This is a genomic window from Amycolatopsis sp. NBC_00438 (assembly GCF_036026695.1).
Classification (GTDB): domain Bacteria; phylum Actinomycetota; class Actinomycetes; order Mycobacteriales; family Pseudonocardiaceae; genus Amycolatopsis.
The window spans coordinates 714,635-739,196 of the sequence record NZ_CP107923.1; the positions used below are offsets into that span (position 1 = coordinate 714,635).

The window sequence follows — 24,562 nt, forward strand, 5'->3', positions numbered from 1 at the left end:
GGCTTCCGTTCGGTGAGACATGTGCCTCACCGGGCCAACCTGCCGAGCAGTGCCGAAGCCACCCCGACAGCGCAGACACACGCCACGGCAAGGACGGCGAAGTCGAGCCCGAGGTGGGCCGGGGTGCCGATGAGCAGCCCGCGCAGGGCGTCGACCTGGTAGCTCAGCGGGTTGACGTGGCTGAGCACCTTGAGCCAGCCCGGCATCAGGTCCACCGGGTAGAGCGCGTTCGAGCCGAAGAACAGCGGCATCGTGATCGCCTGCCCGATGCCCATCAGCCGTTCGCGCGACAGCACGACCCCGGCGATGACGATGGACAGGCAGCAGAAGAACGCCGAACCGAGCACCAGCACGACGGCCATCGCGAGCAGCTTCAGCGGGTTCACGGTCAGCCCGACGCCCAGGATCGCGGCGAGGATCAGCACCATCAGCGCCTGGACGAGCGCGCGGACCCCGGCCGCGAACGCCTTCCCCGCGACGAGGGCCGCGCGCGGGGTCGGCGTCACCAGGAGCTTGGCGAGCACGCCCGCGTCGCGTTCCCAGATGATCTGGATGCCGTAGAAGATGGAGATGAACAACGCCGACTGCGCGAGGATGCCGGGCGCCAGGTAGTCGAGGTAGGGCGTCGAGCCGGTCGGGATCGCCTTGAGCCGGGTGAACGTCTCGCCGAAGATCAGCAGCCACAGCGCGGGCTGGATCGCGCGGGTGAGCAGCTCGGTCTGGTCGCGGCGCAGCTTCTGCAGCTCCACCAGGCACATCGCGCCGATGCGCGCGGCCAGTATCCGCAGCTGACGCAGGGGGCCAGGGTCAGCCGAGACGGCGGGCGGTGCGGCGAGTGGCACGGACACTGCGGATCCCTCCTTCGTCGCTCGCGAGCCGGTCACCGGTGACCGCGCGGAAGACGTCGTCCAAAGTGGACTCGGGGCCGAGGTCGGCCTCGAGTTCGGCGGGGGTGCCGAGCGCGCGGATCTTGCCGGCGTGCATCAGCGCGACGCGGTCGCAGTACTGCTCGGCCTCGTCCATGTAGTGCGTGGTGACGAGCACGGTCATCCCGGTCTCGGCGCGGATCTGCGCGATCCGCTCCCACACCGCCGAGCGGGCGACCGGGTCTAGCCCGATCGTCGGTTCGTCGAGGATGAGCAGCCGTGGGGAGCTGACCAGGGCCTGGGCCAGTTCGAGTCGGCGGATCATGCCGCCGGAGTAGCCCTTGGCTGTGCGGTCGGCCTCGCCGGCCAGCCCGACCAGGTCCAGCGCGCGCCGGACCTCCTCGGCGCGCCGGGCGCGGGGGACGTCGAAGAGCCGGGCGAACAGGGCGACGTTCTCGCGGCCGGTCAGCGCGCCGTCGGCCGACAGCTGCTGCGGGACGTAGCCGATCAGCCGCCGCACGGCCATCTTCCGGCGGGCGACGTCGATGCCGGACACGGTGATCCGGCCGGGTCCGGTCGGCAGCAGCGTGGTGATCATCCGCAACGTCGTGGTCTTGCCGGCGCCGTTCGGGCCGAGCAGGCCGAACACCTCGCCGGGGTGGATCTCCAGGTCGACGCCGTCCACCGCGCGCGTCGCGCCGAAGGAGTGGCTGAGGTCGGTGCACCGCACCGCGGGTTCGGTCACGGCCGCTCCTTCAGGATGCCCATGAGTTTCTCCAAGGCCGGCAACGCCTGTTCGATCGCCGCGGTGTCCTCTTCGGACAGTCCGGTGAGGGCGTCGGCGACCAGGCCGGTCCGGGCGCGGCGCCAGTGCGCCATCCGGTCGGCCGCCGCCGCGGTGACCTCCAGCCGGGTCGCGCGCCGGTCGTCCGGGTCGGGTTCGCGGCGCAGGAAGCCGGCGTCGACGAGCTGGTTCACCAGGGTGCTGACCGAGTTGGCCGCCAGGTGCAGTTCCCGCGCGGCCGCAGCGACGCCGATGCCGGGGTGGTCGGCGACCACGCGCAGCACCTCGACCTGGGCGCCGGGCAGCGGGAAGCCGGGGACGTCGGCGCGCACGCGGCGGCGCACCACCCGGCGGATGCCCTGGACGGTGCCCATCAGTCGTTCGGCGAGCTCGGTCATGCCGCCAAAGTAGCTCTGACTCAGAACTATTAGCAATGCTTAATGTCCGGTTGGCGAGAAAGTGACGCGAAGGTCTGGATCAGCGGGGAAGGCGGCGGCCTCGGCGAGGGCCAGGCCGAGCAGGCCGGGGAACCGCGCGTCGAACTCCTCGTGCCGCAACGCGTTCAGCCGTTGCGTGCCGCTGTCCCACTGCTTCAGCGGGCCGGCCGCGCGGAGGATCTTGAAGTGGCGTGACGCCCGCGGGCTTGCTGACCGGCGGCATGATCGCGCCGCGCGACCGGCCGGGCTCGCGGGCGAGCGCGGCGACCATGGTCAGCCGGTGCGGGTCGCGCAGGGCTTCGAGGGCCTCGCCGAAGGAGACGTCGTCTGCCCGTGCTCGAGCCGCAGCGCGGCGAGGTGCTGGTCCGGGTCCGGGCGACGTCGCTGAACTACCGCGATCTGCTCATCCTCGACGGCGACCACTTCACCAACGGGCCCGGGAGCCTGATCCCGGTGTCCGACGCCGCCGGCGAGATCGCCGCGGTGGGCGAAGGTGTCACGCGCTTCGGGGTCGGTGACCGGGTCGTCAACACCTTCCACGCGAACTGGATCGGGGGACGCCTCTCGGCCGGGAAACCCTGCGGGGTACGGGAACGCCCAGGACGGCTGGCTCGCGGAGTACCGCGCCGTCTCCGAAACGCGCTCGCCGCGCTGCCGGAGTCGCTCACGCTGCACGGCGGCACGCCGCTGGGGCCGGAAGACGTCGTGCTCACCCTCGGCACCGGCGGTGTCTCGCTGTTCGCCCTGCAGCTGGCGAAGGCGCACGGGGCGCGCGTGATCGCGTCGACGTCGAGCGCGGCGAAGGCGGCCAAGCTGACCGGACTCGGGGCGGACACGGTGATCGACTACGTCGGGACGCCCGGGTGGGGCCAGGCGGTGCTCGACGCGACCGGTGGCCGCGGCGCGGACCGGATCGTCGAGGTGGGCGGGCCCGGCACGTTCGCGCAGTCGCTCGTCGCGGCCGGGACCCGCTACGCCGAGATCGGGTTCGTCGGGTTCGTCGGCACGGGCGGGGTGCCGATCGGCTTCATGGACCTGTTCCGCAGCGGCGCGACCGTCCGGAAGACCTGGGTCGGCAGCCGCGAGGACACCGAGGACCTCGTGTGGCGGCTCGCCGTCCGCCCGATCGGACCGGTCATCGACAGCGTTCACCCGTTCGGGGACGCCGACGCAGCGTTCCGGCACTTCGCGGGCCGGGGGAACTTCGGGAAGGTCGTCATCGCGGCCCTGTGAAAGGGGTACCGCTGATCGGCTGAACCACTGGGGTGTCGACCGTTCGGCGGCACCCCGGCGCCGTTCGCCGCGTGATCGGCCGGTTCCGGACCGGAATCGCCGGGCCGGGGAGCATGCTGTCCTTTCCGACCCCGCGTCCCCGCACCTGACGTCCACTGTGGACATTGCCAGCGTGCCCGGCCCGGCGTCATCTCGACCGGAGAATGGACCCCCGCCCGTGACCCTGCTGGACAGCAAACTCGTCCGCTGCTGGACTTCCCGCCCGAACCTGCAGTCCCTCTACAGCCTCGCCGCGGCTGCTCCGCGGGTACGTGGCGCACTCGGCCTGATCCCGACCGGCGGCGGCACGCTGAGCTTCAAGGTGGACGGGGACGCGCTGGACCGCACCGAGGCCGAGCTGCTCGCCGCGACGTCGGCCAAGCTGCCGGTGCACCCGCTGGTGACCCAGGACCTCTACGGCCGCTCGACGGTCCGCTGCTGGCGCCGCAACCGCGACCTGCGCGTGCTGACCGGTGACCTGGTGGACGTCGCCGACCGGCTGGCGCGGGCCGGCTACGGCGGCGCGTTGCGCTTCGCGAGCGTCGAATTCGCCGACCCGGACGGCCGCCGGGACGGGCGGCTGCAGCTGGTGTATCTGTTCGGGCGCGGCACTTTCCACGCCGCGGCGGCGCCCGGGACGGGCACCCTGGACCGCGCGCTGGAGCTGCGCGCCCGGGCCGCGCTGCACGGCTCGCTCCCGTTGGAACCGGACGCGCACCGCCGCTTCGTCGTCTGAAATTACCGCGTTTGTCGTGGTCACGGGCTTCTGCGAAGATGCTTGCTCTTCCGAGCGAAGGAGATCGCCGTGGTTTCCCGTTTGAACCCGTACCTGAGCTTCAAGGACAACGCCCGCCAGGCCATGGAGTTTTACGAGACCGTGTTCGGGGGCAAGCTGACCGTGCACACGTTCGGGTCATTCGGGGCACCCGAAGGGCCGGAAGCCGACAAGGTCATGCACGCCCAGCTCGACACCGACAGCGGCTACACGCTGATGGCGTCCGACACCCCCGAAGGGATGGGGTACCACCCGGGTACGAACATCACCGTCAGCCTCAGCGGGGACGACGCCGACGACCTGCGGGGCTACTGGGACAAGCTGAGCGAGGGCGGCACCGTGACGGTTCCGTTCGAAAAGCAGGCCTGGGCCGACGAATTCGGGTGCTGCGTCGACAAGTTCGGCATCCCGTGGATGGTGAACATCGGGCAGTAGCCCTCCTCCGGGCGTTGCAGCCAGGGCCGTCGTCGGTGACGATGGAGGACCGGCGTGACCGAGACCGCGCCGGGCCGAAGGAGGCCCGATGGCGGGTTCCCCCTGGACGTGCGCGCAGTGCGGCGCGGTCAACGACGGCGCCGCGCAGCGGTGCGGCACCTGCGCGAGCCTGGCCCCCGGCCGGGCCCGCGCGCGGGCGCTGTGGGTGCTGCTCACCCTGATGGTGGTCGCCGCCGTCGCGGTGGCTGGCGTCCTGCTGTTCGCCGGGCGCCGGAAGCCGTCGCCCACCTCTTCCGGGCCGTTCCCGCAGTACACGACACCCGCGCTGCCGACGACCAAGACGGTCGTCACGACCGCGAACGGCGTCACCCCGCCAGCCCCACCCGCTCTGTCCTCGACGTCGGCCACGCCGACGACGTCGTCGACCCCGGCCGGGAAGCCGTGCCCGGGGGACGCCGCCCGGTATCTGCCCGGCGGCGCGGGGACGGCGCTGCTCGTGGGGGAGACCGTGAAGTCCGTCGTCACGGTCTGTCAGACCCCCGACGGCCGGATCTTCTACGACGGCCAGGCCCGCGGGCAGGGGGCGTCGGACGACACCCACATCACGCTGCCGGCCCAGGCCTCGGGCGACGGCTTCGTCGCGGTGAACGGCCAGTACAGCTACCAGGTCGGCGGCGGCAGGCTCGTGGTGTCGGACGGCGGCCAGGTGCTCTCGGACGACGCGCTGACCACGGTCGGCTGAGCGCGCGCTCACGATGTGGGAGCGGCGGCGCGCGGCGGGGGTTTAGACGCATCCTGGCGGGTGATCACCCGAGCCGGAACCCCCCGAGGTATTGCATGTCTTCTCCGCTGGACAACCCGACCTGGACGTCGCTCGCCGGGCCGCATGCCCACTTCGCCGAGCGCGTCGGGCGGGTGCTGCGGTACCCGGCGGACGTCGCGCCCTTCCTGGGCCTGCCCGACGATCCCGGCGAGCAGGACTGGCGGGACGTCGCGACGCTCGGCGGGCCCGGGGCGACCGTGGTCGTCGCCTCCACCTTCTCCCGGCCGCCCGCCGGGTGGGAGGTGCTCGAGACGCTGCCGGGGGTGCAGCTCGTCGACGAAGGGGTCGCGGCGGCCGAGGACCCGGAAGCCGTGCGGCTGGGGCCCGCGGACGTGCCGGAGATGCTCGACCTCGTCGCGCGGACGCAGCCCGGGCCGTTCCGGAAGCGGACCGTCGAGCTCGGCACCTACCTCGGGATCCGGCGCGCGGGCGCGCTCGTGGCGATGGCCGGGGAGCGGCTGCACCCGCCCGGGTACACCGAGATCAGCGCCGTCTGCACCGACCCGGCGTTCCGCGGGCAGGGCCTGGGGACGCGGCTCGTGCACGCGATCGCGTTCGGCATCCGCGCGCGGGGCGAGACGCCGATGATGCACGCGGCCGCGACCAACACCCCGGCGATCCGGCTCTACCAGTCGCTCGGGTTCGTGCTGCGGCGGCGGCCGGACTTCGTGGCGGTGCGGGTGCCGGCCTGAGTCAGGCGCCGGTCGACGAGCCCGGCCGGACGATCATCAGCACGGTGACCGCGGCCCACAGCAGGTTGAACACCCCGGTCGTCATCCCGAGCCGGCCCACGGTGGCCGGCGTGGGCGCGGCGAGCTGGCGCTTCTGTGCCGGCAGGACCACGAACGCCAGGACGGCGGCCGCGACCGCGGTCAGCCCGATCGACACGATCAGCCACGGGTCGCCCATGACGTGCATGGTGCCCGCGACGCCGAAGCCGAACACGGGCACGGCGATGGCGACGTAGGCGTAGACGCGGCAGATCCGGTGCAGCACGGTCACGGTGGCGACGTCGCCACCGGCGGCGACGCGGCGCACGGCCACGGGGAACATGCTGGCCGCGACGGCCACCGGGCCGACGGCCAGGATCGCCGCCAGGACGTGCACCGAAAGCAGGAACTTGGACACGGAACTCCTCAGTCGTACGGGAACGAGCCGAAGTTATCGGCTCGTTCCCGGCACCGGGAGTGGCTGGAATGCCAGATAGCGCCGGGATCCGGCCAGCGCCGTGCGGGGCGGGCGGTTAGCTCGGCACCCAGAGGGTGACGCGGGTGCCGCGGCCCGGCTGGGAGTCGACCGTGCCGCGGCCGCCGACCTCGGCCAGCCTCGCGATGATGGACTGGGTGATGCCGAAGCCCGGCGGCCGGGCTTGGACGTCGAAGCCCTGGCCCTGGTCCCGGGCGACGACCGCGATCCCGCCGTCGCGTTCCTCCACGCGCAGCACGACCTGCTTGGTCCCGGAGTGCTTCACGGTGTTGCGCAACGCTTCCCGGACCGCCTCGCACATCGCGGTCCGGCGGTCCTGCGAGAGCTGGTCGTCGTCGGCGAAGTCCGCGGCGACCAGCTGGGTGCGCAATCCGTCGCGGGCCATCTCGGTCGCGACGTCGGCGAGTTCGACGGCGAAGCCGCGCGTCGAACCGGACTCGATGGGCTCGGTGATCTTGCGGCGCAGCTCGGCGGCCTCCGCCTTGGCGACCGAACGCAGTTCCTTGAGCCGGGCGACGGCCTGGGCGTCGTCGCCGGGGGCCGAGATCGCCAGCGCTTCGAGGGTCTGCAGGACGCTGTCGTGCATGATGCGCCGGGTCCGGCGGCGCTCGGCCTCGCGTCCGCGCCGCAGCCCGATGTCGAGCGCGAACCGGGTGCCGACGCCGAGCAGGATGAGGATGCCCGCGCCGAGCACGATGGCGACGGCGAGCGCGATCATGCAGCCGACCGAGCGGGTCAGGGCGAGCGGGGCGTCCAGCGGGAGGCCGCCGGCGAGGGTGAGCGCCGAGCGCAGCGGGAGGGCCCCGGCGAACAGCCAGAGCGCCGTCGGGATGCCGGACGTGCCCGCCCACATCGCGACCGCGCCGACCAGCCAGGTCCAGGTGACGTCGACCGCGAACGGCTGCACCGCGGCCGGGACGGTCGCCGCGACGGCGAAGTTGAGCGCCACGCCGACCGCCAGGTCCAGCGCGAGCGCGCGGCCGGTGACGCGGGCCCGCAGGCCGCCGGCCCGCAGCACCCAGGCCGCGGCGGCGGTGTTGGCGACGACGGCGAACACCGTGGCCGAGAGCACCGGGCCCAGCCCGAGGGTGCCGTTGGCGGCGGTGTACCCGATGAACACCTTGATGAACGCCGCGATCCGGTAGGCCAGCGGCACGACGACCCAGTAGCGCGAGGCCCGCGCGAGCGTCGCCGCGCCGACCGCGGTGAGGTCGGCCGCGTCACCGTCCGGTGGGGCGGTCTCCGCGGGCGTGCCGTTGCGCAGCAGCGAGCGGACGTACGCGCGCGGCGGCGCGCCAAAGCCCGCCTCGGGCATCGATGTCCCCATTCATCCGGCCGTCCGGGCGGCTTGAGCCTGGCAGCGCGGCCAGGGCACAGTCAACCGTCCGGGTGACAAGTCTGCCCTGGTGGACCAAAGCCCGCCGTACGAGCGGGCGGCCGGGAGGTGATCAGTAGGTGGCCCCCGCGTGGAACGTCGTGTCCTCGCCGGTGTAGGCCAGCCAGCCCGGCGAGCCGGTGGTGGCGAAGCGGTACCAGGCGCCGTTCAGGTCGTGGGCCAGCTGCCGCGGCGCGTGCTCGCCGAGGAGGCCGCGCGGCCCGGACAGCCCGTCGAGCGCGTCGAAGACGAAGGGGAGCTCCAGGCCGTGGCACGCGCCCATCCGGCCGTCGAGCAGCGGGGAGCGCCACTCGAACTCGTAGCGGTAGGTGCGCCCGGCGTGGTTCTCGGCCAGGTCCCGCACCGAGTCGCGGAAGACGAGGTCGGTCAGCGCGTCGACGAGCACCTCGCCCGCCACGCGGTCCCCGCCGAGGCCGTAGCGGTGCAGGACGCCGGCCGGGTCGGGGTGCGACACGGCCAGCGACGCGATCGCCTGGTCGTCGCTGACGGCTTCGAGCACGCCGGTCGGCACCAGGTAGAGCCGCATCTCCTCGCGGCAGCTGCCGACGATCAGGTCGACGTCGGCCCCCGCACCCGCCTTGATCGCCTTGCCCGGGTGCTGCGGCAGCACGTCGTCGCCGACCATCGGCAGGAACGGGCTGAGCCCGTAACCGCGGTCGTAACCCAGCGCGTCGCGCAGGTCGGGCGCGCCGCCCGGCCGCAGCACCGCGTCCTGGGCGTCGAGCAGCTGCTCGGTCGACACCTTGCGGAACGCCTCCGCGGTGGCCTCGACGTGCAGCTCGTCGGCGATGACCCGGGCGAGCCGCCGTGCCTCCACGACCCCGCGCACCATGTCCGGGTGTCCACTTTGGACGATGGCCCGGCGGAACAGCCCGGTCGCGAGCGGCGAGGCCAGCAGGCACGCGACGCTCACCGCGCCGGAGGACTCGCCGAACAGGGTGACGTTTTCGGGATCACCGCCGAACGCGGCGATGTTCTCCCGCACCCACTTCAGCGCCGCCAGCTGATCGCGCAGGCCCAGGTTCGTCACACCGCCGTCCAGCGGCAGGAACCCGTCGATGCCGAGCCGGTACTGCACGGTCACCAGGATCGCCCCGGCCCGCGCGAACGCCGTGCCGTCGTAGACCGAGGCCGAGCCGGTGCCGCCGATGAACGCGCCGCCGTGCACGAACACGAGCACCGGCAGCGCGGCCGCGCCGGGGTCCGGCGTCCAGACGTCGACCGTCAGGTACTCCGGCCCCGGCCGCCAGCCGGTACCGACGACCGGGTCGAGGTCGAAACCGGGCAGGTCGCGGTGGCGCTGCGGAGCGGTCGGCCCGGGTCTGCGCGCGTCGCGGACGTCTTCCCACGGAGGCGCCGGCACGGCCTCGGCGAACCGGAGTTCGCCCTCGGGCGCCGCGGCGTACGGGATGCCGCGGAACCGGGCGACGCCGGCGGCGGTGAGCTCGCCGCGGACCGCGCCGGACGTGGTGGGGACGACGGGCTCGGTCATGCGGGGGTCCCTTCGTGGAAAACCTTGCCGGGGTTCAAGATCTGGTGCGGGTCGAGGGCCCGCTTGACCGCGCGGTGCAGCTCGAGCACGGCCGGGCCGAGCTCCCGCGTCAGGCCGGGTCGCTTGAGCAGGCCGACACCGTGCTCCCCCGTGACCGTGCCGCCGAGGTCGAGGGCGTCGGAGATGATGTCGTCGAACGCGGCCTGGGCGTTCTTCCGCGCGGCCTCGTCGTCGGGCGGGGTCACCAGCAGCGGGTGCAGGTTGCCGTCGCCGATGTGCGCGATGTTGGCGATCACGACGTCGTGGCGCAGCGCGGCCCGGTCGATCCGGGCGAGCATCTCGGGCACCGCCTGCGTCGGTACGCAGACGTCCTCGGTGAGCACCGGCCCGAGCCGTTCCAGCGCGGGGTAGGCGAGGCGCCGGGCGTCGAACAGCGCGTCGGCCTCGGCCTGGTCGGACGACTGCGCGGCCCACGTCGCCCCGGCCTGTTCGAAGCATTCGAGCAGCACGGCGGCTTCGTGCTCGCCTTGCGCGCCGGGCGCGTCGGTGCGGCCCAGGAGCACGACGTTCGCGTCCGCGCTCAGGCCCATGTTCTTCCACGCGTCGACCGCGGCGAGGCAGTGCCGGTCGACGAGTTCGAGCGCCGAGGGCAGCACGCCCCGCGCCGCGACCGCCGCGGCGGCTTCCCCGGCCGCGACCGTCGTGTCGAAGTAGCCGGCCACCGTCCGTTCCGCGGCCCGCGCCGGGCGCAGCCGCACGGTGATCTCGGTGATGACGCCCAGCGTGCCTTCGGAACCGACCATCAGCCCGGCCAGGTCGTAACCCGCCACGCCCTTCGCGGTGCGGCGGCCGAGCCGGACGAGCTCGCCGGTGCCGGTGACGACCTGCAGGCCGAGGACGTAGTCGCGGGTGACGCCGTACTTCACGCAGCAGATGCCGCCGGCGTTGGTCGCCACGTTGCCGCCGATCGTCGACCACGGTGAGCTCGCCGGGTCCGGCGGGTACCAGAGCCCGCGCTCGGCGCAGGCCGCGCGCAGGTCGTCGTTGACCACCCCGGGCTCGAGGACCGCGAGCCGTTCCTGCTCGTCGATCTCCGTGATCGCGCGCAGCCGGTCGGTCACCAGCACCGCACAGCCGTCGACGGCGTTCGCGCCACCGGACAGCCCGGTGCCGGCGCCGCGGGGGACCAGCGGCGTGCGGTGCCGGACGCACTGCCGCACCACGGTCTGGACCTCTTCGGCGGTGTGCGGCCGGACCACGACGGCGGGCTGCCCGTGGGGCGCCCATTCGGCTTCGTCGTGGGCGAAACTCCGCAGCACGTCCGGGTCGCGGACCAGGCGGTCGGCCGGCAGGGCGGCGGCCAGGTCGTCGATCAGCATTCTCGGGGGACTCCTTTTGTCGCCCGTCAGCCTAGGACGGCGGACCCGTCGCGTCATGGGCGAATCGGCCCGTGATCGTCGCGGAAGGGTAACGGCCGGGAGGGGCGTCCCGGAGGAGTCGGTTCTGTAAAGCAACCCAGCAGATGGACGTGACTTTCCGGCACCGCGCGGTGACACCACGCGAGGTCGCCGGGCCGGGGCCCGGCCGCGAAGTGTCCTATGTGGACGCCCCGCCGCCGCGCCGCGGAACGGCGGCGGCCGCTCCCGGCGACGTCGAGCGTGTCATCGGGAGCGGCCGCCGGGATCGCTACTGCGGCTGAGCCTCCGCCAGCAGGTCCTCGATGGTGATCGGGATGTGCCGGACCCGGACGCCGGTGGCGTTGTACACGGCGTTGGCGATCGCGGCGGCCATGCCGACCGTGCCGATCTCGCCGAGCCCCTTGGCGCCCACGGCGTTGTGCAGCGTGTCCGGGTACTCGACGAAGTGGACGTCGACCTCCGGGATGTCCGCGTTCACCGGGAGCAGGTAGCTCGCGAAGTCACCGTTGGCGAGCCGGCCGTTCGCCTCGATCCCGAGACCCTCGTGCAGCGCGGCCGACAGGCCCCAGATCATCCCGCCCATCAGCTGGCTGCGTGCCGCCCGCGCGTTGATGATCCGGCCGGTGTCGAACACGCCGAGCATGCGCGACACCCGCACCTCGCGGGTCCACTGGTGCACGCGGACCTCGCAGAACTGCGCGCCGAAAGAACTGAAGGAGTGCTTCGTCAGCTCCTCGCCGGGCGCCGACGAGCCGGTGACCTCGAGCGCCGGCCGGCCGACGGCGCGCAGGAGCTCGCCGAACGTCATCGACTTCCCGTCGGCCAGCACGCGGCCGTCGGCGTAGGTGACCTCGGCGCCCGCGAACGGCGCGCCGGGATCGGCCGCGAGCGCCACCAGTTCGTCGATCGCCTTGGTCGCGGCGATCATGATGGCCGTGCCCACGCTCGCCGTCGCCGTCGAGCCGCCGGACAGGCCGCCCGGCGGCAGCGACGAGTCACCGAGCCGCGGCTCGATCTTCTCCGGCGCGATGTCCAGCGATTCGCCGCCCACCAGGGAAAGCACGGTCAGCAGGCCGGTGCCGGGGTCCGCACCGCTCGTCGCGACGACGGCCGTGTCGTCGTCCCGCAGGGTGATCCCGACGGTCGTGGGGAACCGCAGTGCGGGGAACATCGCCGTGGCCGTGCCGAGGCCGACCTGCCAGTCGCCGTCGGTGTGTCCCCGCGGCCGGCGCTGCGCCCAGCCGAACCGCTGCGCGCCGATCTGGAAGCACTCGTCGAGGTGCTTGCTCGACCACTGCAGGTCGTGCCCCGGCGGCGCGGTCGAGTTGTTGCGCATGCGCAGCTCGATCGGGTCCATGTCCAGCGCCACGGCCAGCTCGTCGATCGCGCTCTCCAGCGCGAACGACCCGGGGGCCTCGCCCGGCGCCCGCATGAACGTCGTCGGCGGGATGTTCAGCGGCACGACCTTCTGGCTGATGTGCAGGTTGCGGGTCGCGTACCACTCGCGGGACGTGCCGTGCGACGTCGGCTCGACGAACGCGCGGTGGGCGTCGGTGCTGCACCAGGAGTCGTGGCGCAGGGCGACGAGCGTGCCGTCCCGTTCGGCGCCGAGGGTCATCTTCTGGACCGTCGCCGCGCGTCCCGCGGTCGCGGTGAACACCTGCTCGCGGGTGAGCGCGGCCTTCACCGGCCGGTCGAGTGCCTTCGCCGCGGCCGCGGCGAGGAACGCCGGCGCGGACGTGCGGCCCTTGCCGCCGAACGCGCCGCCGACGTACGGGTTCACCGCGTGCACGGCTTCCGGCGGCAGGTCGAGCGCGCTCGCCAGTTCCTGGGCCTGCAGGTGCGCGCCCTGGTTTCCACTGTAGACGGTCAGCACGCCGTCGTCCCAGACCGCGACGGCCGAGTGCGGCTCCATCGCGGCGTGGTTCTGGGTCGCCGTGTGGTAGGTCGCTTCGACGACCACCGGGCTCGCCGCCAGCGCGTCGTCGAAGGATTCGACGCCGTCTTCGAGGACTTCGAACGTCGCCGGGGTGCCGTCCCGGCCCGGCGGGGCGTCCTCGGCCGTGGCGAGGCCCTCTTCCAGCGACGTCAGCGCCGGCCGGACGCGGTAGCTGACGTCGACGAGCATCGCCGCGTCGCGGGCCTGCTCGAAGGTCTCCGCGACGACGAAGCCGATCGCCTGGCCGTAGTAGGCGACTTCCTTGGTCTGCATGGGCACCCACGTCTCGCCGAACAGCGGCGAGACCGGGGTGCGCAGCTCCAGCGGATCGAACGGCGAGTACACGCCGAGCACGCCGGGCGCGCTCTTCGCCGCCGTGACGTCCATGGCTTCGAGCTCGGCGTGGGCGACCGTGCTGAGCACGACGTAGCCGTAGACCATGCCGGGCACGTTGTGGTCGGCGCCGTACTTGGCCCGGCCGGTGACCTTCACCGGCGCGTCGAGACGGGCGGCGGTCATCGGGCGGTCTCCTCGGTCAGTTCGAGCAGCGCCCGGATGAGCGTCCGCTTGAGCAGGGGCACCTTGAAAGCGTTTTCGGACAGCGGCCGGGCGCCGTCGGCGGCCGCGGACACGGCCTCCTCGAAGGAGGCCTGCGTCGCGGGCTTGCCGCGCAAGGCGTCTTCGACGGCGGGCAGCCGCCACGGCACGGTCCCGACGCCGCCCGCGGCGACCCGGGCGTCGGCGACGACGCCGTCCCGGACGTCCAGCGCGACCGCGGCGGAGCACAGCGCGAACTCGTAGGACTGCCGGTCGCGCACCTTGACGTAGGTGGAGTTCGCCGCCCAGTCCAGGCGGGGGACGACGACCTCGGTGATCAGCTCGCCGGTGCGCAGATCGTTTTCCACCTCGGGCGTGTCGCCCGGCACGCGGTAGAAGTCGGCCAGCTTCACCGTGCGGGTGCCGCCGGGGCCGGCCAGCCGCAGCTCGGCGTCGAGCGCGACCAGCGCGACGGCGACGTCACTCGCGTGGGTCGCCGCGCAGGAGTCGCTGGTACCGAGGATCGCGTGCATCCGGTTGGCGCCCTCGGGCGCCGGGCAGCCGCTGCCGGGGACGCGCTTGTTGCACGGCGTGGCGACGTCGCGGAAGTACGAGCAGCGGGTGCGCTGCAGCAGGTTCCCGCCGATGCTGGCCATGTTCCGGATCTGCTGGGACGCGCTCAGCAGCAGGGCGCGGGAGATCGCCGGGTACACGCCGGGGTGCGTGGCGATGTCGCTCATCCGCTCCAGCGCGCCGAAGCGCAGCCCGTCGACGGTGTCGATGCCGCGCAGCGGGACGTCGTTGATGTCGAGCACGTGCTGCGGGGTGAGGACGTTCAGCTTCATCAGGTCGACGAGCGTCGTGCCGCCGGCGAGGAAGGTGCCGGGCGTGGCGAGCGCGTCGTCCAGCGTGGTGGGCGCGGTCAGCTCAAAGGGACGCATCGGCCCGCCTCGCCTGCTGGACGGCCGCGACGATGTTCGGGTAGGCCGCGCACCGGCAGAGGTTCCCGGACATGAATTCGCGCACGTCGGTGACGTCCTGCTCGACGGCCGCGACCGCCGACATGATCTGCCCGGAGGTGCAGAACCCGCACTGCAGCGCGTCCTGGTCCACGAACGCCCGCTGCACCGGGTGCAGGTCGTCCCCTGTGGACAGACCTTCGACGGTGGTCACCGGCTTCTTCACGGCGGCGGCGAGGGTGAGGCACGAGAGCACGGGCCGGCCGCCGACGTGCACGGTGCAGGCGCCGCACTGGCCCCGGTCACAGCCCTTCTTCGGGCCGGTGACGTCGAGGCGCTCGCGCAGCGCGTCGAGCAGGGTGACGCCGGGTTCGACGTCCAGGTGCTCGGTATTGCCATTGACTTGGAGGGAGATGTCCACTGGTCTCTTTCCGCAGATCGTCCGGGTGGGAGCCTGAACGGCGTCGTGGTGGGAGCCAGGTGTACCGGATACTCATCCGCTTCACCTCTTCGCGAGGTTAGCGGATTACAATCCGCTTCGCAACGAGCCCGAAAGCTGGAGTTGCTCCAGGTCAGGGCCACACTGCACTACATTCAGCGGAGACGGACGACCACCGGGAGGGACCATGACGGGATCGGTCAGCCCCCGGCGCGCGGACACCCGGCGCAACCACGAACGCATCCTCGTCGCGGCCGCCGAGTCCCTCGCCGCCACGGGCGACGTCTCGTTCAACGCGATCGCGAAGCGCGCCGAAGTCGGTGTCGGCACGGTGTACCGGCACTTCCCGACGCCGGAGGCGCTGATCCTGGCGGTCTACGAGCGTGAGGTGCGGCACCTCGTCGACGTCGTGCCGGTGCTGCTGGACAAGTACGCGCCGCACGAGGCGTTCCGCGTCTGGGCGACCGACCACCTGGCGCACTACATGATGACCAAGCGCGGCCTGGCGGACGCCCTGCGCACCGCGACGGCGTCCCGCGGCGAGCTGCCGGCGAGCGCGTACGAGTCGATGGTCGGCGCGGTCACGACGTTGCTGAAGGCGAACACCGAGGCGGGCGCGGTCCGCGCGGACCTGGACCCGGTGACCGTGCTGCGCGGCCTCGGCGGCCTGCTCTACCTCGACCCGAACGGGGAGTGGCGGCGGCACGCGGCGGACCTGGCGGATCTGCTGTGGCGGGGAATGGCCGCGCCCGGCGACGGACGCCGCTGCTGAATCCCCGCGGCATTTCCGGCGCGGTGAGCTGCGGAATGACAACGGCTGTCCGGTTCACGTTTCCGGGAAATCGGCCGGTCCGGTGCGAAGGATATCCACCGGCGGCGAGTGAGCTGAGTCCTCGCCGCCGGTGGATCGGCCTTCGTGATCGCTCCCCAGTGATCGGCCGGCACGGCACTACTTCTTCGCGGCGGCGACCTTCTTGCGCGGCGCGCGCTTGCGGGCCGGCGCCGGGGCGGCGGCCTGCAGCTGCGCCTCGTCGTAGGCGTTGACGATCTCCGAGGACAGGCGGCCCCGCTCGGAGACGTCGTAGCCGTTCTCGTTGGCCCAGGCGCGGATCGCGCGCGAGCGCTCGCGGTCGGCCGAGCTCGCCGCCGTCGACTGGCCGGTCGCGACGCGCACCTTGCGGCCACCCGTCTTGCGGCCCGCCGCGATGAACCGGGAGAGCTCCTCGCGCAGCGCGGCGGCGTTGTCGTCCGAGAGGTCGATCTCGTAGCTGACGCCGTCGAGACCGAACGGAACGGTGTGGCTGGCCGGGCTGCCGTCGATGTCGTCCAGCATTTCGACGAGGACCTTCTGGGCCATGGGGCTGCTCCTTGAACGTTGATGTCTCGTAGTGCGACTGTGACCGAACGCACGATAAATGCCCGATCCACTGTGGAGCGTAGCAGTCGACATACCGGCGCGTATGCCGTTGAACGAGTTGAGCTAATCAAGTGTCGATAAAATTCGCTCCTTTGTCTCGGGTTCCGGCCACACTTTGCCGGGTAGCGGGTGGTCCGGCGCCGGGGAAACGAGAGAGGATGGCCGGATGACACCGCTTCGGTACGTCGAACTCGAAGCCGGTTTCGGCTGCTACGTGCCGCAGAGCACGTCAGGGGACACGGCTGAGATCGGCTTCATCCACGACGAGATCTTCCGCGACAACTGCTACCTGCGGGACGGGATCACCCTCCACGACGACGCGGTGGTGGTGGACGCCGGCGCGAATGTCGGGCTGTTCAGCCTCTTCGTCAAGACGCGGTACCCGCGGGCCCGGGTCCTCGCGATCGAGCCGATGCCCGCGACGTACGCGGCGCTCGAAGCCAACCTCGCCCGGCCCGGCTGCGACGGCGTCACCCCGCTGCGGGCGGCGCTCGGCGCGCGGGCGGAAGGCGAAGTCGCGTTCACCTATTTCGAAGACGTCCCGGGCAATTCGACGCGCTACCCGGAGCTGAAGGCCGACGTCGGCCGGTTGCCGGGAACGGCGGCCGAACGTGAATACCGCGAACGCATCTTCGCGACCGCCCACGAAGTGCGGATGCCGGTCGAGCCGCTTTCGGCCGTGCTCGCCCGGACCGGCTTCACCGGCGCCGTCGACCTGCTGAAAATCGACGTCGAAGGAGCCGAGGCGGACGTGCTCGCGGGAATCGACGACGCCGACTGGCCGCGCGTCCGGCAGGTCGTGCTGGAAACGCAGCACGACGGCCCGCGGATCCGCGACCTGCTGGCCGCGCGCGGCTTCACCGTCACCGCCGAGCGTCCCGGCGGCGTCCTCGCCGGGCTGGGCACCGAGACCGTGCGGGCGTGGCGGTGAGCGCCCGGGTCCTGCTGACGTGCCTGCCCTACTACTCGCACCTGGTACCGGTGCTCGTGCCGGTGGCGAAGGCGCTGCGGAAGGCCGGGCACGCGGTCGCCGTCGCCAGCGCCCCGGCGATGGCGGACGAGCTGGCGCGCCACGGCGTCGAGCACGTGCCGCTGCCCCACGTCCGCACCCTGGAGCAGCTCCTCGCCGACCCCGCCGTGCTGGCGAGCCCCGGCATGCCGGGCGCCGAGGACGAGGAGGCCGCCGACACCGCCCGCGCCCGGGAGGAACCGGGCGCGCTGACCAAGGCGTTCGCCGGGCCGCTGGCCGGGATCTTCGCGCGCGACCTGATCGCGGCAGCGGAGAGGTGGCGGCCGGATGTGCTCGTGCGGGAGTGCAACGAGTTCGGCGGCTACCTCGCCGCCGTGAAGCTCGGGCTGCCGCGCGCGGTGCTCGACATCGCGCCGTTCACCGCCGCGCACCTGCCGTTCCTGCACGACACGCTCAATGCCGAGCTGGCCGCCCTCGGCGCCGCTCCGGCCGACGACCCGCTGCGCCCGAACGACGGGCTGCTCGCCGGCGTCGTCCCGGCGGCGTGGTACCCGGAGCGCCGGCCCTCGCTGCGGTGTTACCGCACGGACGATCCGGGCGCGCCGGACGACGGCTTCGCGCCGCTGGCCGTCGCCGGGCTCGGCACGGTCGCCCATACGGTGGTGCCGGAGGCGTCCCGGTTACTGGCCGCGATGGCCCTCGCCCTCGGCGAGCTGCCGGGGCCGGCGGTGCTGTCGACCGGACCCGGTGAGTGGACCGGGCCGCGGCCGTCGAACGTCCGGATCGTGCCGTTCGCCCCGCAGGCGCGGCTGCTCGGCCGGGCGTCGCTCTTCCTGTCCCACGGCGGTTTCGGCGGCGTCCAGGAGGCGCTGCGGGCGGCGACGCCGATGGTGGTCCTGCCGCTGTTCGCCGATCAGCCGGCCAACGCCCGCCGGATCGCCGAGCTGGGGCTCGGCCTGGCCGTGGACCCGGCCGAGGCGACGCCCGAAACGCTGGCCGCGGCGTGTTCGCGGGTGCTCGCCCCCGGGTTCGGTGAGCGGGCTGCGGAGTTCGCGCGGCCGGCCGGGGACCTGCCCGGGTTCGACGTCCTCGCCGAGGATCTCGCCGCGCTTTCCTGAGTGACCTCGGGAGCCCGCTGAGATCAGGGACCCCGGCAAAGTCGGTTCACGTCGCCCGGAACGGCCGACACGGCGCCGGCGGCCGGCGCAACCGTGACCGTGCCGCGCTTTCCCGAAGGTGCCGGAAAATCCGTATTTCCTGGGCGTTTCACGATTGTTTCCGTGACGCGCGCGATTATACGACGCCATTCTGCGGGTAGCACAAAAAGTCTGGTACTTCCCCTAGTGAAAACGCGGTTCCTGGCCCGTTTCCCCTGCTGGCGGACAGAAGGCGAACGGCGTCTTGACAGGCCGTTCCGGTGAGCAGCACACTCGATGTGGCGGCAATCCGAAATTCGGCGACGGGCGGAAAAGGCCCGCGCACGGTGCGGGAAAGGCTGACCACGTGCCCGAGATCGAACACCAGCTCTCGTTGAACGAAAACCATTCCGAGCCCTTGCCCGGAGTGCGTCACGCGATCGAAGAAAGCCTGGCCGACATCCACCGCACGCTGGACGCGCTGGCGACCGGGCTGACCGCGGAGATCGCCCGGCGCCACGCCCTCGACCCGGCCCGGGTGGTGGCCGGCGCCGGCTCCGGGGCGCTGCTGCAGCAGTTCCTCTCCGCGCACGCCGGGGCCGGGCGGGTGGTGCACGCCCGGCCGTCGTTCGAGCTGTACCCGCTGCTGATCCGCAACGCGTTCGCCGAGCCGGTCGCGGTGCCGTCGCCCGGTGATCACCAGGACCTGGCCGCGCTCGCCGCGGCCGTCACGCCGGAGACGCGGGTCGTGCTGCTGTGCAACCCGAACAACCCGACCGGGGAAGTGCTGGGGGAGAACGCACTCCGGGCGTTCCTCGACGCGCTGCCGCCGCACGTGCTCGTGCTGATCGACGAGGCCTACCGCGAGTTCGCCGACCCGGCCGCGCTCGCCGACGGCCTCGCTCTCGCCGCCACCGACGAGCGGGTCGCCGTCGTCCGGACGTTCTCCAAGTCGCACGGCCTGCTCGGCCTGCGGGTCGGGTACCTCGTCGCGGCCGAAGCCGTGGCCGCCCCGGTGCGGCCCACGCTCCCGTTCTACCGCGTTCCCACGGTCGCCCAGGCGGCCGCGCTCGCGGCGCTGGAAGCGGACGACGTCATGCGCGAGCGCTGCGCCGAGGTCGCCGCCGAACGCGACCGCGTCCGCGCGGGCCTGCGGGAACTGGGCTGGGACGTGCCGCCGAGCGGCGGCAACTTCCTCTGGCTGCGGCTGGGCGGGCGCAACAAGTCCTTTGTGGACCACCTGGCCGCGAACGGCGTCGTGGTCCGGGAGATCGGCGGCGCCGGGGTGCGGGTGAGCACCGGCACGCCCGAAGCCAACGACGCCGTCCTGATGCTGGCCAAGGAGTTCGCCGGATGACCGCCCTGATCAGCGACACCACCTCCGCCACCGCCGAGGTGCGCCGCGCCCTCGAACAGCGGCCCGCCACCGGCGACCGCCTCGACGAGATCGCCCGGTACGCCCTGCTCTCGCCGGGCAAGCTGCTCCGCCCCCTGCTGCTGGTCGCCTCGGCCGAGGCCGTCGGCGGGGCGCGCGACGACGTGCTGCCCGCCGCGCTCGCCGTCGAATACCTGCACGTCGCGTCCCTGGTGCACGACGACATCATCGACGGTGACGACCTGCGCCGCGGCCGGGCGTCGGTGCACGCGCGCTACGGCGTGGCCGACGCCATCGTCACCGGCGACGCGCTGATCCTCGGCCTGTTCGGCGCAGTCGCGGACTGCGCGGCACCCGACGCCGCCGTCGTCGCCGCGGTGCGCGTGCTGGCCCGGGCCGGCGAAGACCTGTGCCGCGGCCAGGTCCAGGAGGCGCTGCTCGTGCCGCCGGGACCGGGCGTGGCGGGCAGCGGGCTCGACGCCTACCTCGAGATGGCCTCGCTCAAGACCGGCGCGCTCTTCCGCGGCGCCTGCCGGGCCGGCGCGCTGCTCGGCGGCGGCGCGCCCGCGCAGGCCGACGTCGTCACGGCGTTCGCCGAGCACGCGGGCCTGGCCTTCCAGATGTACGACGACCTGCTGCCGTTCCTCGCCGATCCGGCCGTCACCGGGAAACCCGGGACGAGCGACGCGGCCAACCTCCGGCCGACGTACCCGGTCCTGCTCGCCCACCGCGAAGGCTCGGCGGCCGACCGCCGCGGTGTCGAACGCGCGTTGTCCGGCGAACTGCGTCCTGAGGCCGCCCACGACACGCTGCGGGAGGTGCTCGTCTCCAGCGGGGCCCTCGACCTGGCCGTGACGGGGGCTCGCGAAGAAGCCGCGCGGGCCAAGGCGGACCTCGGCGTCCTGCCGGTCGCGGACGCCGCCGGCCTGCTGGCCGCGATCGCCGACCTCGCCGTGAACCGGGACCACTGAGGTGACGACCGCCGCGGGCACCCGGGTGGTCCCGGCCGTGGTGCGGCGGGCCGGCCGCGCCGCCGTCGCCCACGTGCAGACGTGGCGGCCCTACACGACGTGCTACCCGGCGCTGCTCGGCGTGGCCGGGGCCACGGTCGCGGGCGGGACCGGGGCCGCCGTGCTGCTCGTCGCCGCGTTCGCGCCCGCGCTCGGCTGGCTGTCCGGGCACTACCTCGGCGACTACTTCGACCGCGGGCTGGACGCGATCGGCAAACCCCACCGGCCGATCCCGTCGGGCCGGTTGTCGGCCGAAGCGGCACTCGCCGGCGGCCTCGCGTGCGCCGCGGTGTCGGCCGTGCTGCTCGTCACGGCGAACTGGCGGATCGTGCCGTTGTTCGTCGTGGCGATGGCCGGGATCGTCGGCTACAGCAAGGTGTTCAAGAAACGCGGCCTGGCCGGCAACGCCTCCCGCGGGTTCCTGACCGCGCTGGCCCTGGCGATCGGCGCGATGGTCGCCGCGCCGTGGCCGCCGTGGGCGCTGCTGCCCGTCGCGGCCGGGTTCCTGCTGCACGACACCGCGTCCAACCTCGTCGGCACGCTCCGCGACGTCGACGGCGACCGCGCGGGCGGCTACCGCTCGGTACCGGTCGAGCACGGCTTCCGCCACGCCGTCCGGCTCGCGCTCGGGCTGTACGCCGCCGGGGTCGCCCTGATCGCGCTCTCCACTCCTGTCGCCGATGACCCGATCGCCCGGCTCGTCTTGACCGCGGTGGCGGCGGGTGTCGGTGCCGTCGCCTTCCTGCCGTTGCCGCGCCGGGATTCCGTGCCCGCGCGGACCGCGTTGCGGGCCCACGAACTGCTCGTCGCCGAACGGCTGGTGCTCGCCGCGGCCGTCGTCGCCGGGGCCGCCGGCGCCCGGTTCGCGCTCGCGCTGGCCGCGCCGGTCCTCGCCTTTTCGCTCGTCACCCAGGCCCTGATGCGTTCCCGCCACGAGTTCCCGGTTCCGGCCGGGGGAAAGGACACCGCATGACGTCCGTGCGCGCCGACCAGCTCACCGAGGCGATCGCCGAAGGCGCCGAAGCGCTGTTCGCGGCCCAGCGCGCGGACGGCGTCTTCGACTACGGCGGCAGCAGCCTGACCTCGACCCTCGGCACGGTCGGCGCGGTGTGCGCGCTGCACTTCGCCGACCCTGGCGGCGCGGCCGATCTGATCGAGGCGGGTGTCGGCTGGCTCAAGCGCACCCAGGCCGCGGACGGCGGCTGGGCGATGGTGCCCGGCGAGGCGTCCGAAGCCGGGCCGACCGCCGTGGCCTCGGCCGTGCTGCACCTGACCGGCCCCGAAGGCAACGCCGCCGAGGTGGACGCGGGCCAGGCGTGGCTGCGCGGGTTCGGTGGCCTGGACGCGATCCCGCACGCCGAGGTCGTCGCGTGGTGCCGCCAGTTCTACGGCTTCGCGGGCTGGCTCGCGCCCGAGGAGATGCGCCGCTTCCCGCTGGAGCTCGCGCTGCTGCCCGGCCTGTCGCGCAAGCTCTTCGACCTGCGGGTGCCGATGGTGTACGCGCTCGGCCTCGCGCAGAGCCGGCACAAGCCGCTGACCCGGCTGCAGAAAACGCTGTCCCGGAAGGCCGAGCCGAACGCGCTGGCCGCGATCCGACAGGTCTACGAGCACGAGGGCAGCACCGGCGCGTGGTGCGAGGACGCCTGGGTGACCGGCCTGGTCTGCGCCGGCCTGGCCCGGGCCGGGCTCGGCGACGACATGGTGGCCGCCGCCGTCGGCTGGTTCCGCCGGATGATGGCCCCCGACGGCTCGTGGGCGAGCGGGCCGCTGGACCTGACGTGGTCGATGTACGCGACCGCCGGCCTGCTCGAAGCCGGTTACGCCACCGACCCGCGCCTGCTCGCCGTCAAGGAGCTTTTCCTGCGCCTGCAGCAGGATCGGCCGTTCACGGCGTTCGGCTGCCCGCCCGGGTTCTGGGGCTGGTCGGGCACCCGCGGCTGGCCCGCGACGCTGGAGACCGGCGAGATCGTCTCGGCGCTGGGCCACCTGCCCGGCGACGACCAGGCCGCCGCGATCCGCCGCGGCGTCACCTGGCTGACGCTGCAGCAGGACACCCGCGGTTCGTGGGGGCTGTGCGTGCGCAACACCAAAGTGGCCAACAGCGGTCCGTGCCCGCACATGACCGCCCAGGCCGTCGACGGGCTGCTCGACTCCGGCGTCCCGGCCGACGACCGGCGCGTGCGCCGGGCGCTGAGCTGGCTGGGGAAGGCGCAACAGGCCGACGGCAGCTTCGAATCCGTCTGGTACCGGATGCACACCGCGGGGACTTCCGCCGTGCTGCAGACCTTCGCCAAGGCGGGGCAGCCCGGCTCGCTCCCCGCGCGGCGCGCGCGTGAGTGGCTCGAACGCACCCGGCTGGCCGACGGCTCGTGGGGCACCGGCGCGGGTGGTCCCGGCACCGTCGAGGAGACCGGCTGGGCGGTGTCGGCGCTGCTGGCCGCCGGTGCGGACGCCGCCGTCGTCCGGCCCGGCGTCGAATGGCTGCTGGCACAGCGGCACCCCGGCGGCGGGTGGGCCGCGGCGAACGTCAACGAGTACGTGCGGCACGTCTGCCGCTACCCGAACCCCGCGCTCGCCCACGGTCTCGCGCTGAAAGCCCTGGCCCGCTACCGGAAGGTGGCCGGCTGATGGGGTACGACGCCGTCGTCTGCGGCGCCGGGGTCGCCGGGCTGGCCGCCGCGTGCGCGCTGGGCCGGCTCGGGCACCGCGTGCTGCTGGCCGAGAAGCAGGACGCCGTGAAGCCGGTCGCGAAGGGCGAGGTGCTGCAACCCGGATCACTGGCGATCCTCGACGAGTGGGGTGCGACGCCCGAGGGAGCGTTGCGGCTGGGGACGCTCGTCGCGCGGGACGCGGCCGGGGCGCCGCAGATGGCCCTCGAGTACGGCCGGCTGCCCGTCGAGCGGCCGTGGCTGCTGGCCCACGACTACCCGGCGATCCTGGAAGCGCTGACGAAGTCGCTGCCGTCCACAGTGGACTTCCGGCGCGGCGTGCTCGTCGAGGGACTGCTGCGTTCGGCCGGCCGGGTCACGGGCGTGCGGCTGTCCGGAGAGGACGTCGAGGCGGCGCTGGTCGTGGCGGCCGACGGCCTCTCGTCGCGCCTGCGGCGGGAGGCGGGCATCGAGGCGCGGCGGCACGACTACCCGCACCGGCTGGCGGCGTTCGAGCTGCACGACGCGCCCGCGGTCGAGCCGGACTTCTCCGCCTACGTCACCGAACGCGGCCTGCGGCTGCGCTACCCCTTGCCCGGCGGCCGCGTCCGGCTCTACGCCCAGGTCGGCCCGGACGAACTGCGCGGCCTCGACACCGACGGCCTGACCTCGTGGGCGGACGGCCTGGTGCGTGAGACGCCCGCGCTCGCCCCGCTCGCCGACGCGATCCACGCGAACCTCGGCGGCCGTCAGCTGCTGCCGGTGTCCCGGTTCCTCGCCGGCGCGTTGTCCGTGCCCGGGCTGGCGCTGGCCGGGGAGAGCGGCCACGCCGTGCACCCGATGGCCGCGCAGGGCATGAACAGCGCCGTCGCGGACGCGCACGAACTGGCCTCGATGCTGCGCCAAGGCGGCTCCCTCGCCCCGGCGGTCGTCGACCACGCGCTGGCCCGCTACGACGTGGCCCGCCGCGGGAACCTGACCCAGATCGGCCGCACGAGCCACAACGCGGCCCGGATGATCACGGACCTCTCGTGGGTCGGCCGGGTCGCGGGCCGCCGGGCCCTGCGCGGCACCGGCGGCAACAACCGCATCCGCTACACGGTGATGCACACGATGTCCGGCCTGGGCGTGCACCCGCTGAACCCGGTCGACCGGCTGCACCAGCTGGGAGTGCTGCCGGACCCGCGGGGCCGCCGCCTCCCGGCCTGGGCATGACGGCGGCCCCGGC

At 73.4% G+C, this 24,562-nt stretch carries 26 protein-coding genes; 15 read left to right on the forward strand and 11 right to left on the reverse strand.

Translation table 11 applies throughout. The features are described 5' to 3' along the window. Positions 1 to 26: 26 nt before the first annotated feature. Genes OG494_RS03460 through OG494_RS03470 form a run of 3 tightly spaced genes read right to left on the reverse strand, consistent with a single transcriptional unit; the run spans position 27 to position 2,048 of the window. Entirely contained in the window at positions 27 to 848 is an 822-nt protein-coding gene (locus OG494_RS03460) for an ABC transporter permease (protein ID WP_328451850.1), read from the reverse strand. Next, entirely contained in the window at positions 808 to 1,611 is an 804-nt protein-coding gene (locus OG494_RS03465) for an ABC transporter ATP-binding protein (protein WP_328451852.1), read from the reverse strand. Before OG494_RS03465 ends, OG494_RS03460 begins: the two co-directional genes overlap by 41 nt. Beyond that, the gene (locus tag OG494_RS03470) at positions 1,608 to 2,048 is read right to left on the reverse strand and encodes a MarR family winged helix-turn-helix transcriptional regulator (protein WP_328451854.1); all 441 of its coding nucleotides are present in this window, start codon (positions 2,046 to 2,048) and stop codon (positions 1,608 to 1,610) included. Before OG494_RS03470 ends, OG494_RS03465 begins: the two co-directional genes overlap by 4 nt. A 42-nt stretch (positions 2,049 to 2,090) precedes the next feature. Here OG494_RS03470 and OG494_RS03475 point away from each other — a divergent pair, with 42 nt between their 5' ends. The 6 genes from OG494_RS03475 to OG494_RS03500 all read left to right on the forward strand — a co-directional run bounded on the left by OG494_RS03475 (position 2,091) and on the right by OG494_RS03500 (position 6,084). After that, positions 2,091 to 2,282, forward strand: a complete 192-nt coding sequence (locus OG494_RS03475; RefSeq protein WP_328451856.1) for a hypothetical protein — start codon at positions 2,091 to 2,093, stop codon at positions 2,280 to 2,282. 138 nt (positions 2,283 to 2,420) lie between these two features. Beyond that, a complete protein-coding gene (locus tag OG494_RS03480) occupies positions 2,421 to 3,320 on the forward strand; it encodes a zinc-dependent alcohol dehydrogenase family protein (protein ID WP_328451858.1) in 900 nt (299 codons plus the stop codon). Between the two features lie 217 nt (positions 3,321 to 3,537). Then, positions 3,538 to 4,095: a PspA-associated protein PspAB gene (pspAB, locus tag OG494_RS03485; protein ID WP_328451860.1), complete on the forward strand. Its 558-nt coding sequence runs from the start codon at positions 3,538 to 3,540 to the stop codon at positions 4,093 to 4,095. Positions 4,096 to 4,164: 69 nt separating this feature from the next. Then, a complete protein-coding gene (locus OG494_RS03490; RefSeq protein WP_328451862.1) occupies positions 4,165 to 4,569 on the forward strand; it encodes a VOC family protein in 405 nt (134 codons plus the stop codon). Between the two features lie 88 nt (positions 4,570 to 4,657). Continuing rightward, positions 4,658 to 5,311 (forward strand): hypothetical protein, encoded by a 654-nt coding sequence (locus OG494_RS03495; protein ID WP_328451864.1) that lies wholly within the window; start codon positions 4,658 to 4,660, stop codon positions 5,309 to 5,311. 95 nt (positions 5,312 to 5,406) lie between these two features. Beyond that, positions 5,407 to 6,084, forward strand: a complete 678-nt coding sequence (locus tag OG494_RS03500; RefSeq protein ID WP_328451866.1) for a GNAT family N-acetyltransferase — start codon at positions 5,407 to 5,409, stop codon at positions 6,082 to 6,084. 1 nt (position 6,085) lies between these two features. Here OG494_RS03500 and OG494_RS03505 read toward each other — a convergent pair whose 3' ends face one another. From OG494_RS03505 to OG494_RS03520, 4 genes are all read right to left on the reverse strand, one after another. Further along, positions 6,086 to 6,520: a hypothetical protein gene (locus tag OG494_RS03505; RefSeq protein ID WP_328451868.1), complete on the reverse strand. Its 435-nt coding sequence runs from the start codon at positions 6,518 to 6,520 to the stop codon at positions 6,086 to 6,088. A gap of 115 nt (positions 6,521 to 6,635) precedes the next feature. After that, entirely contained in the window at positions 6,636 to 7,913 is a 1,278-nt protein-coding gene (locus tag OG494_RS03510) for a sensor histidine kinase (protein WP_328451870.1), read from the reverse strand. A 133-nt stretch (positions 7,914 to 8,046) separates the two neighbouring features. Further along, positions 8,047 to 9,486, reverse strand: coding sequence for a carboxylesterase/lipase family protein (locus tag OG494_RS03515; protein ID WP_328451871.1), 1,440 nt, complete (start codon positions 9,484 to 9,486; stop codon positions 8,047 to 8,049). Beyond that, positions 9,483 to 10,865 carry an FAD-binding oxidoreductase gene (locus OG494_RS03520; RefSeq protein ID WP_328451872.1) on the reverse strand — a complete coding sequence of 461 codons (1,383 nt, stop codon included), beginning with the start codon at positions 10,863 to 10,865 and terminating at the stop codon, positions 9,483 to 9,485. The genes OG494_RS03515 and OG494_RS03520 overlap by 4 nt, the downstream gene beginning before the upstream one ends. Before the next feature lie 143 nt (positions 10,866 to 11,008). Here OG494_RS03520 and OG494_RS03525 point away from each other — a divergent pair, with 143 nt between their 5' ends. Beyond that, on the forward strand, positions 11,009 to 11,185 hold the full coding sequence (locus tag OG494_RS03525; RefSeq protein WP_328451874.1) for a hypothetical protein: 177 nt from the start codon (positions 11,009 to 11,011) through the stop codon (positions 11,183 to 11,185). Here OG494_RS03525 and OG494_RS03530 read toward each other — a convergent pair. The 3 genes from OG494_RS03530 to OG494_RS03540 are packed head-to-tail and all read right to left on the reverse strand — an operon-like array spanning position 11,173 to position 14,760. Next, positions 11,173 to 13,362 (reverse strand): xanthine dehydrogenase family protein molybdopterin-binding subunit, encoded by a 2,190-nt coding sequence (locus OG494_RS03530; protein WP_328451876.1) that lies wholly within the window; start codon positions 13,360 to 13,362, stop codon positions 11,173 to 11,175. The two genes, OG494_RS03525 and OG494_RS03530, sit on opposite strands and share 13 nt — an antisense overlap. Beyond that, positions 13,359 to 14,321 carry an FAD binding domain-containing protein gene (locus OG494_RS03535; protein WP_328451878.1) on the reverse strand — a complete coding sequence of 321 codons (963 nt, stop codon included), beginning with the start codon at positions 14,319 to 14,321 and terminating at the stop codon, positions 13,359 to 13,361. Before OG494_RS03535 ends, OG494_RS03530 begins: the two co-directional genes overlap by 4 nt. Continuing rightward, positions 14,308 to 14,760, reverse strand: coding sequence for a (2Fe-2S)-binding protein (locus OG494_RS03540; RefSeq protein ID WP_328451880.1), 453 nt, complete (start codon positions 14,758 to 14,760; stop codon positions 14,308 to 14,310). The genes OG494_RS03535 and OG494_RS03540 overlap by 14 nt, the downstream gene beginning before the upstream one ends. A 205-nt stretch (positions 14,761 to 14,965) precedes the next feature. Between OG494_RS03540 and OG494_RS03545 the strand changes: the two genes are divergently transcribed. Beyond that, the gene (locus OG494_RS03545; RefSeq protein WP_328451882.1) at positions 14,966 to 15,550 is read left to right on the forward strand and encodes a TetR/AcrR family transcriptional regulator; all 585 of its coding nucleotides are present in this window, start codon (positions 14,966 to 14,968) and stop codon (positions 15,548 to 15,550) included. Positions 15,551 to 15,727: 177 nt separating this feature from the next. On the opposite strand, the gene OG494_RS03550 is transcribed toward OG494_RS03545, so the two are convergent. After that, positions 15,728 to 16,135: a histone-like nucleoid-structuring protein Lsr2 gene (locus OG494_RS03550; protein ID WP_323331290.1), complete on the reverse strand. Its 408-nt coding sequence runs from the start codon at positions 16,133 to 16,135 to the stop codon at positions 15,728 to 15,730. A 226-nt stretch (positions 16,136 to 16,361) separates the two neighbouring features. Here OG494_RS03550 and OG494_RS03555 point away from each other — a divergent pair, with 226 nt between their 5' ends. The 7 genes from OG494_RS03555 (at position 16,362) to OG494_RS03585 (ending at position 24,549) form a co-directional block, all read left to right on the forward strand. Further along, positions 16,362 to 17,126 (forward strand): FkbM family methyltransferase, encoded by a 765-nt coding sequence (locus tag OG494_RS03555; RefSeq protein WP_328451886.1) that lies wholly within the window; start codon positions 16,362 to 16,364, stop codon positions 17,124 to 17,126. Next, positions 17,117 to 18,283 (forward strand): glycosyltransferase, encoded by a 1,167-nt coding sequence (locus OG494_RS03560; protein WP_328451888.1) that lies wholly within the window; start codon positions 17,117 to 17,119, stop codon positions 18,281 to 18,283. Before OG494_RS03555 ends, OG494_RS03560 begins: the two co-directional genes overlap by 10 nt. Before the next feature lie 385 nt (positions 18,284 to 18,668). Continuing rightward, positions 18,669 to 19,658 (forward strand): aminotransferase class I/II-fold pyridoxal phosphate-dependent enzyme, encoded by a 990-nt coding sequence (locus tag OG494_RS03565; RefSeq protein ID WP_328451890.1) that lies wholly within the window; start codon positions 18,669 to 18,671, stop codon positions 19,656 to 19,658. After that, positions 19,655 to 20,647: a polyprenyl synthetase family protein gene (locus OG494_RS03570; protein WP_328451892.1), complete on the forward strand. Its 993-nt coding sequence runs from the start codon at positions 19,655 to 19,657 to the stop codon at positions 20,645 to 20,647. The genes OG494_RS03565 and OG494_RS03570 overlap by 4 nt, the downstream gene beginning before the upstream one ends. A 1-nt stretch (position 20,648) precedes the next feature. Further along, the gene (locus OG494_RS03575) at positions 20,649 to 21,659 is read left to right on the forward strand and encodes a UbiA family prenyltransferase (protein WP_328451894.1); all 1,011 of its coding nucleotides are present in this window, start codon (positions 20,649 to 20,651) and stop codon (positions 21,657 to 21,659) included. Further along, on the forward strand, positions 21,656 to 23,314 hold the full coding sequence (locus tag OG494_RS03580; protein ID WP_328451896.1) for a prenyltransferase/squalene oxidase repeat-containing protein: 1,659 nt from the start codon (positions 21,656 to 21,658) through the stop codon (positions 23,312 to 23,314). Before OG494_RS03575 ends, OG494_RS03580 begins: the two co-directional genes overlap by 4 nt. Then, positions 23,314 to 24,549, forward strand: a complete 1,236-nt coding sequence (locus OG494_RS03585; protein ID WP_328451898.1) for an FAD-dependent oxidoreductase — start codon at positions 23,314 to 23,316, stop codon at positions 24,547 to 24,549. The genes OG494_RS03580 and OG494_RS03585 overlap by 1 nt, the downstream gene beginning before the upstream one ends. Positions 24,550 to 24,562: the final 13 nt, after the last annotated feature.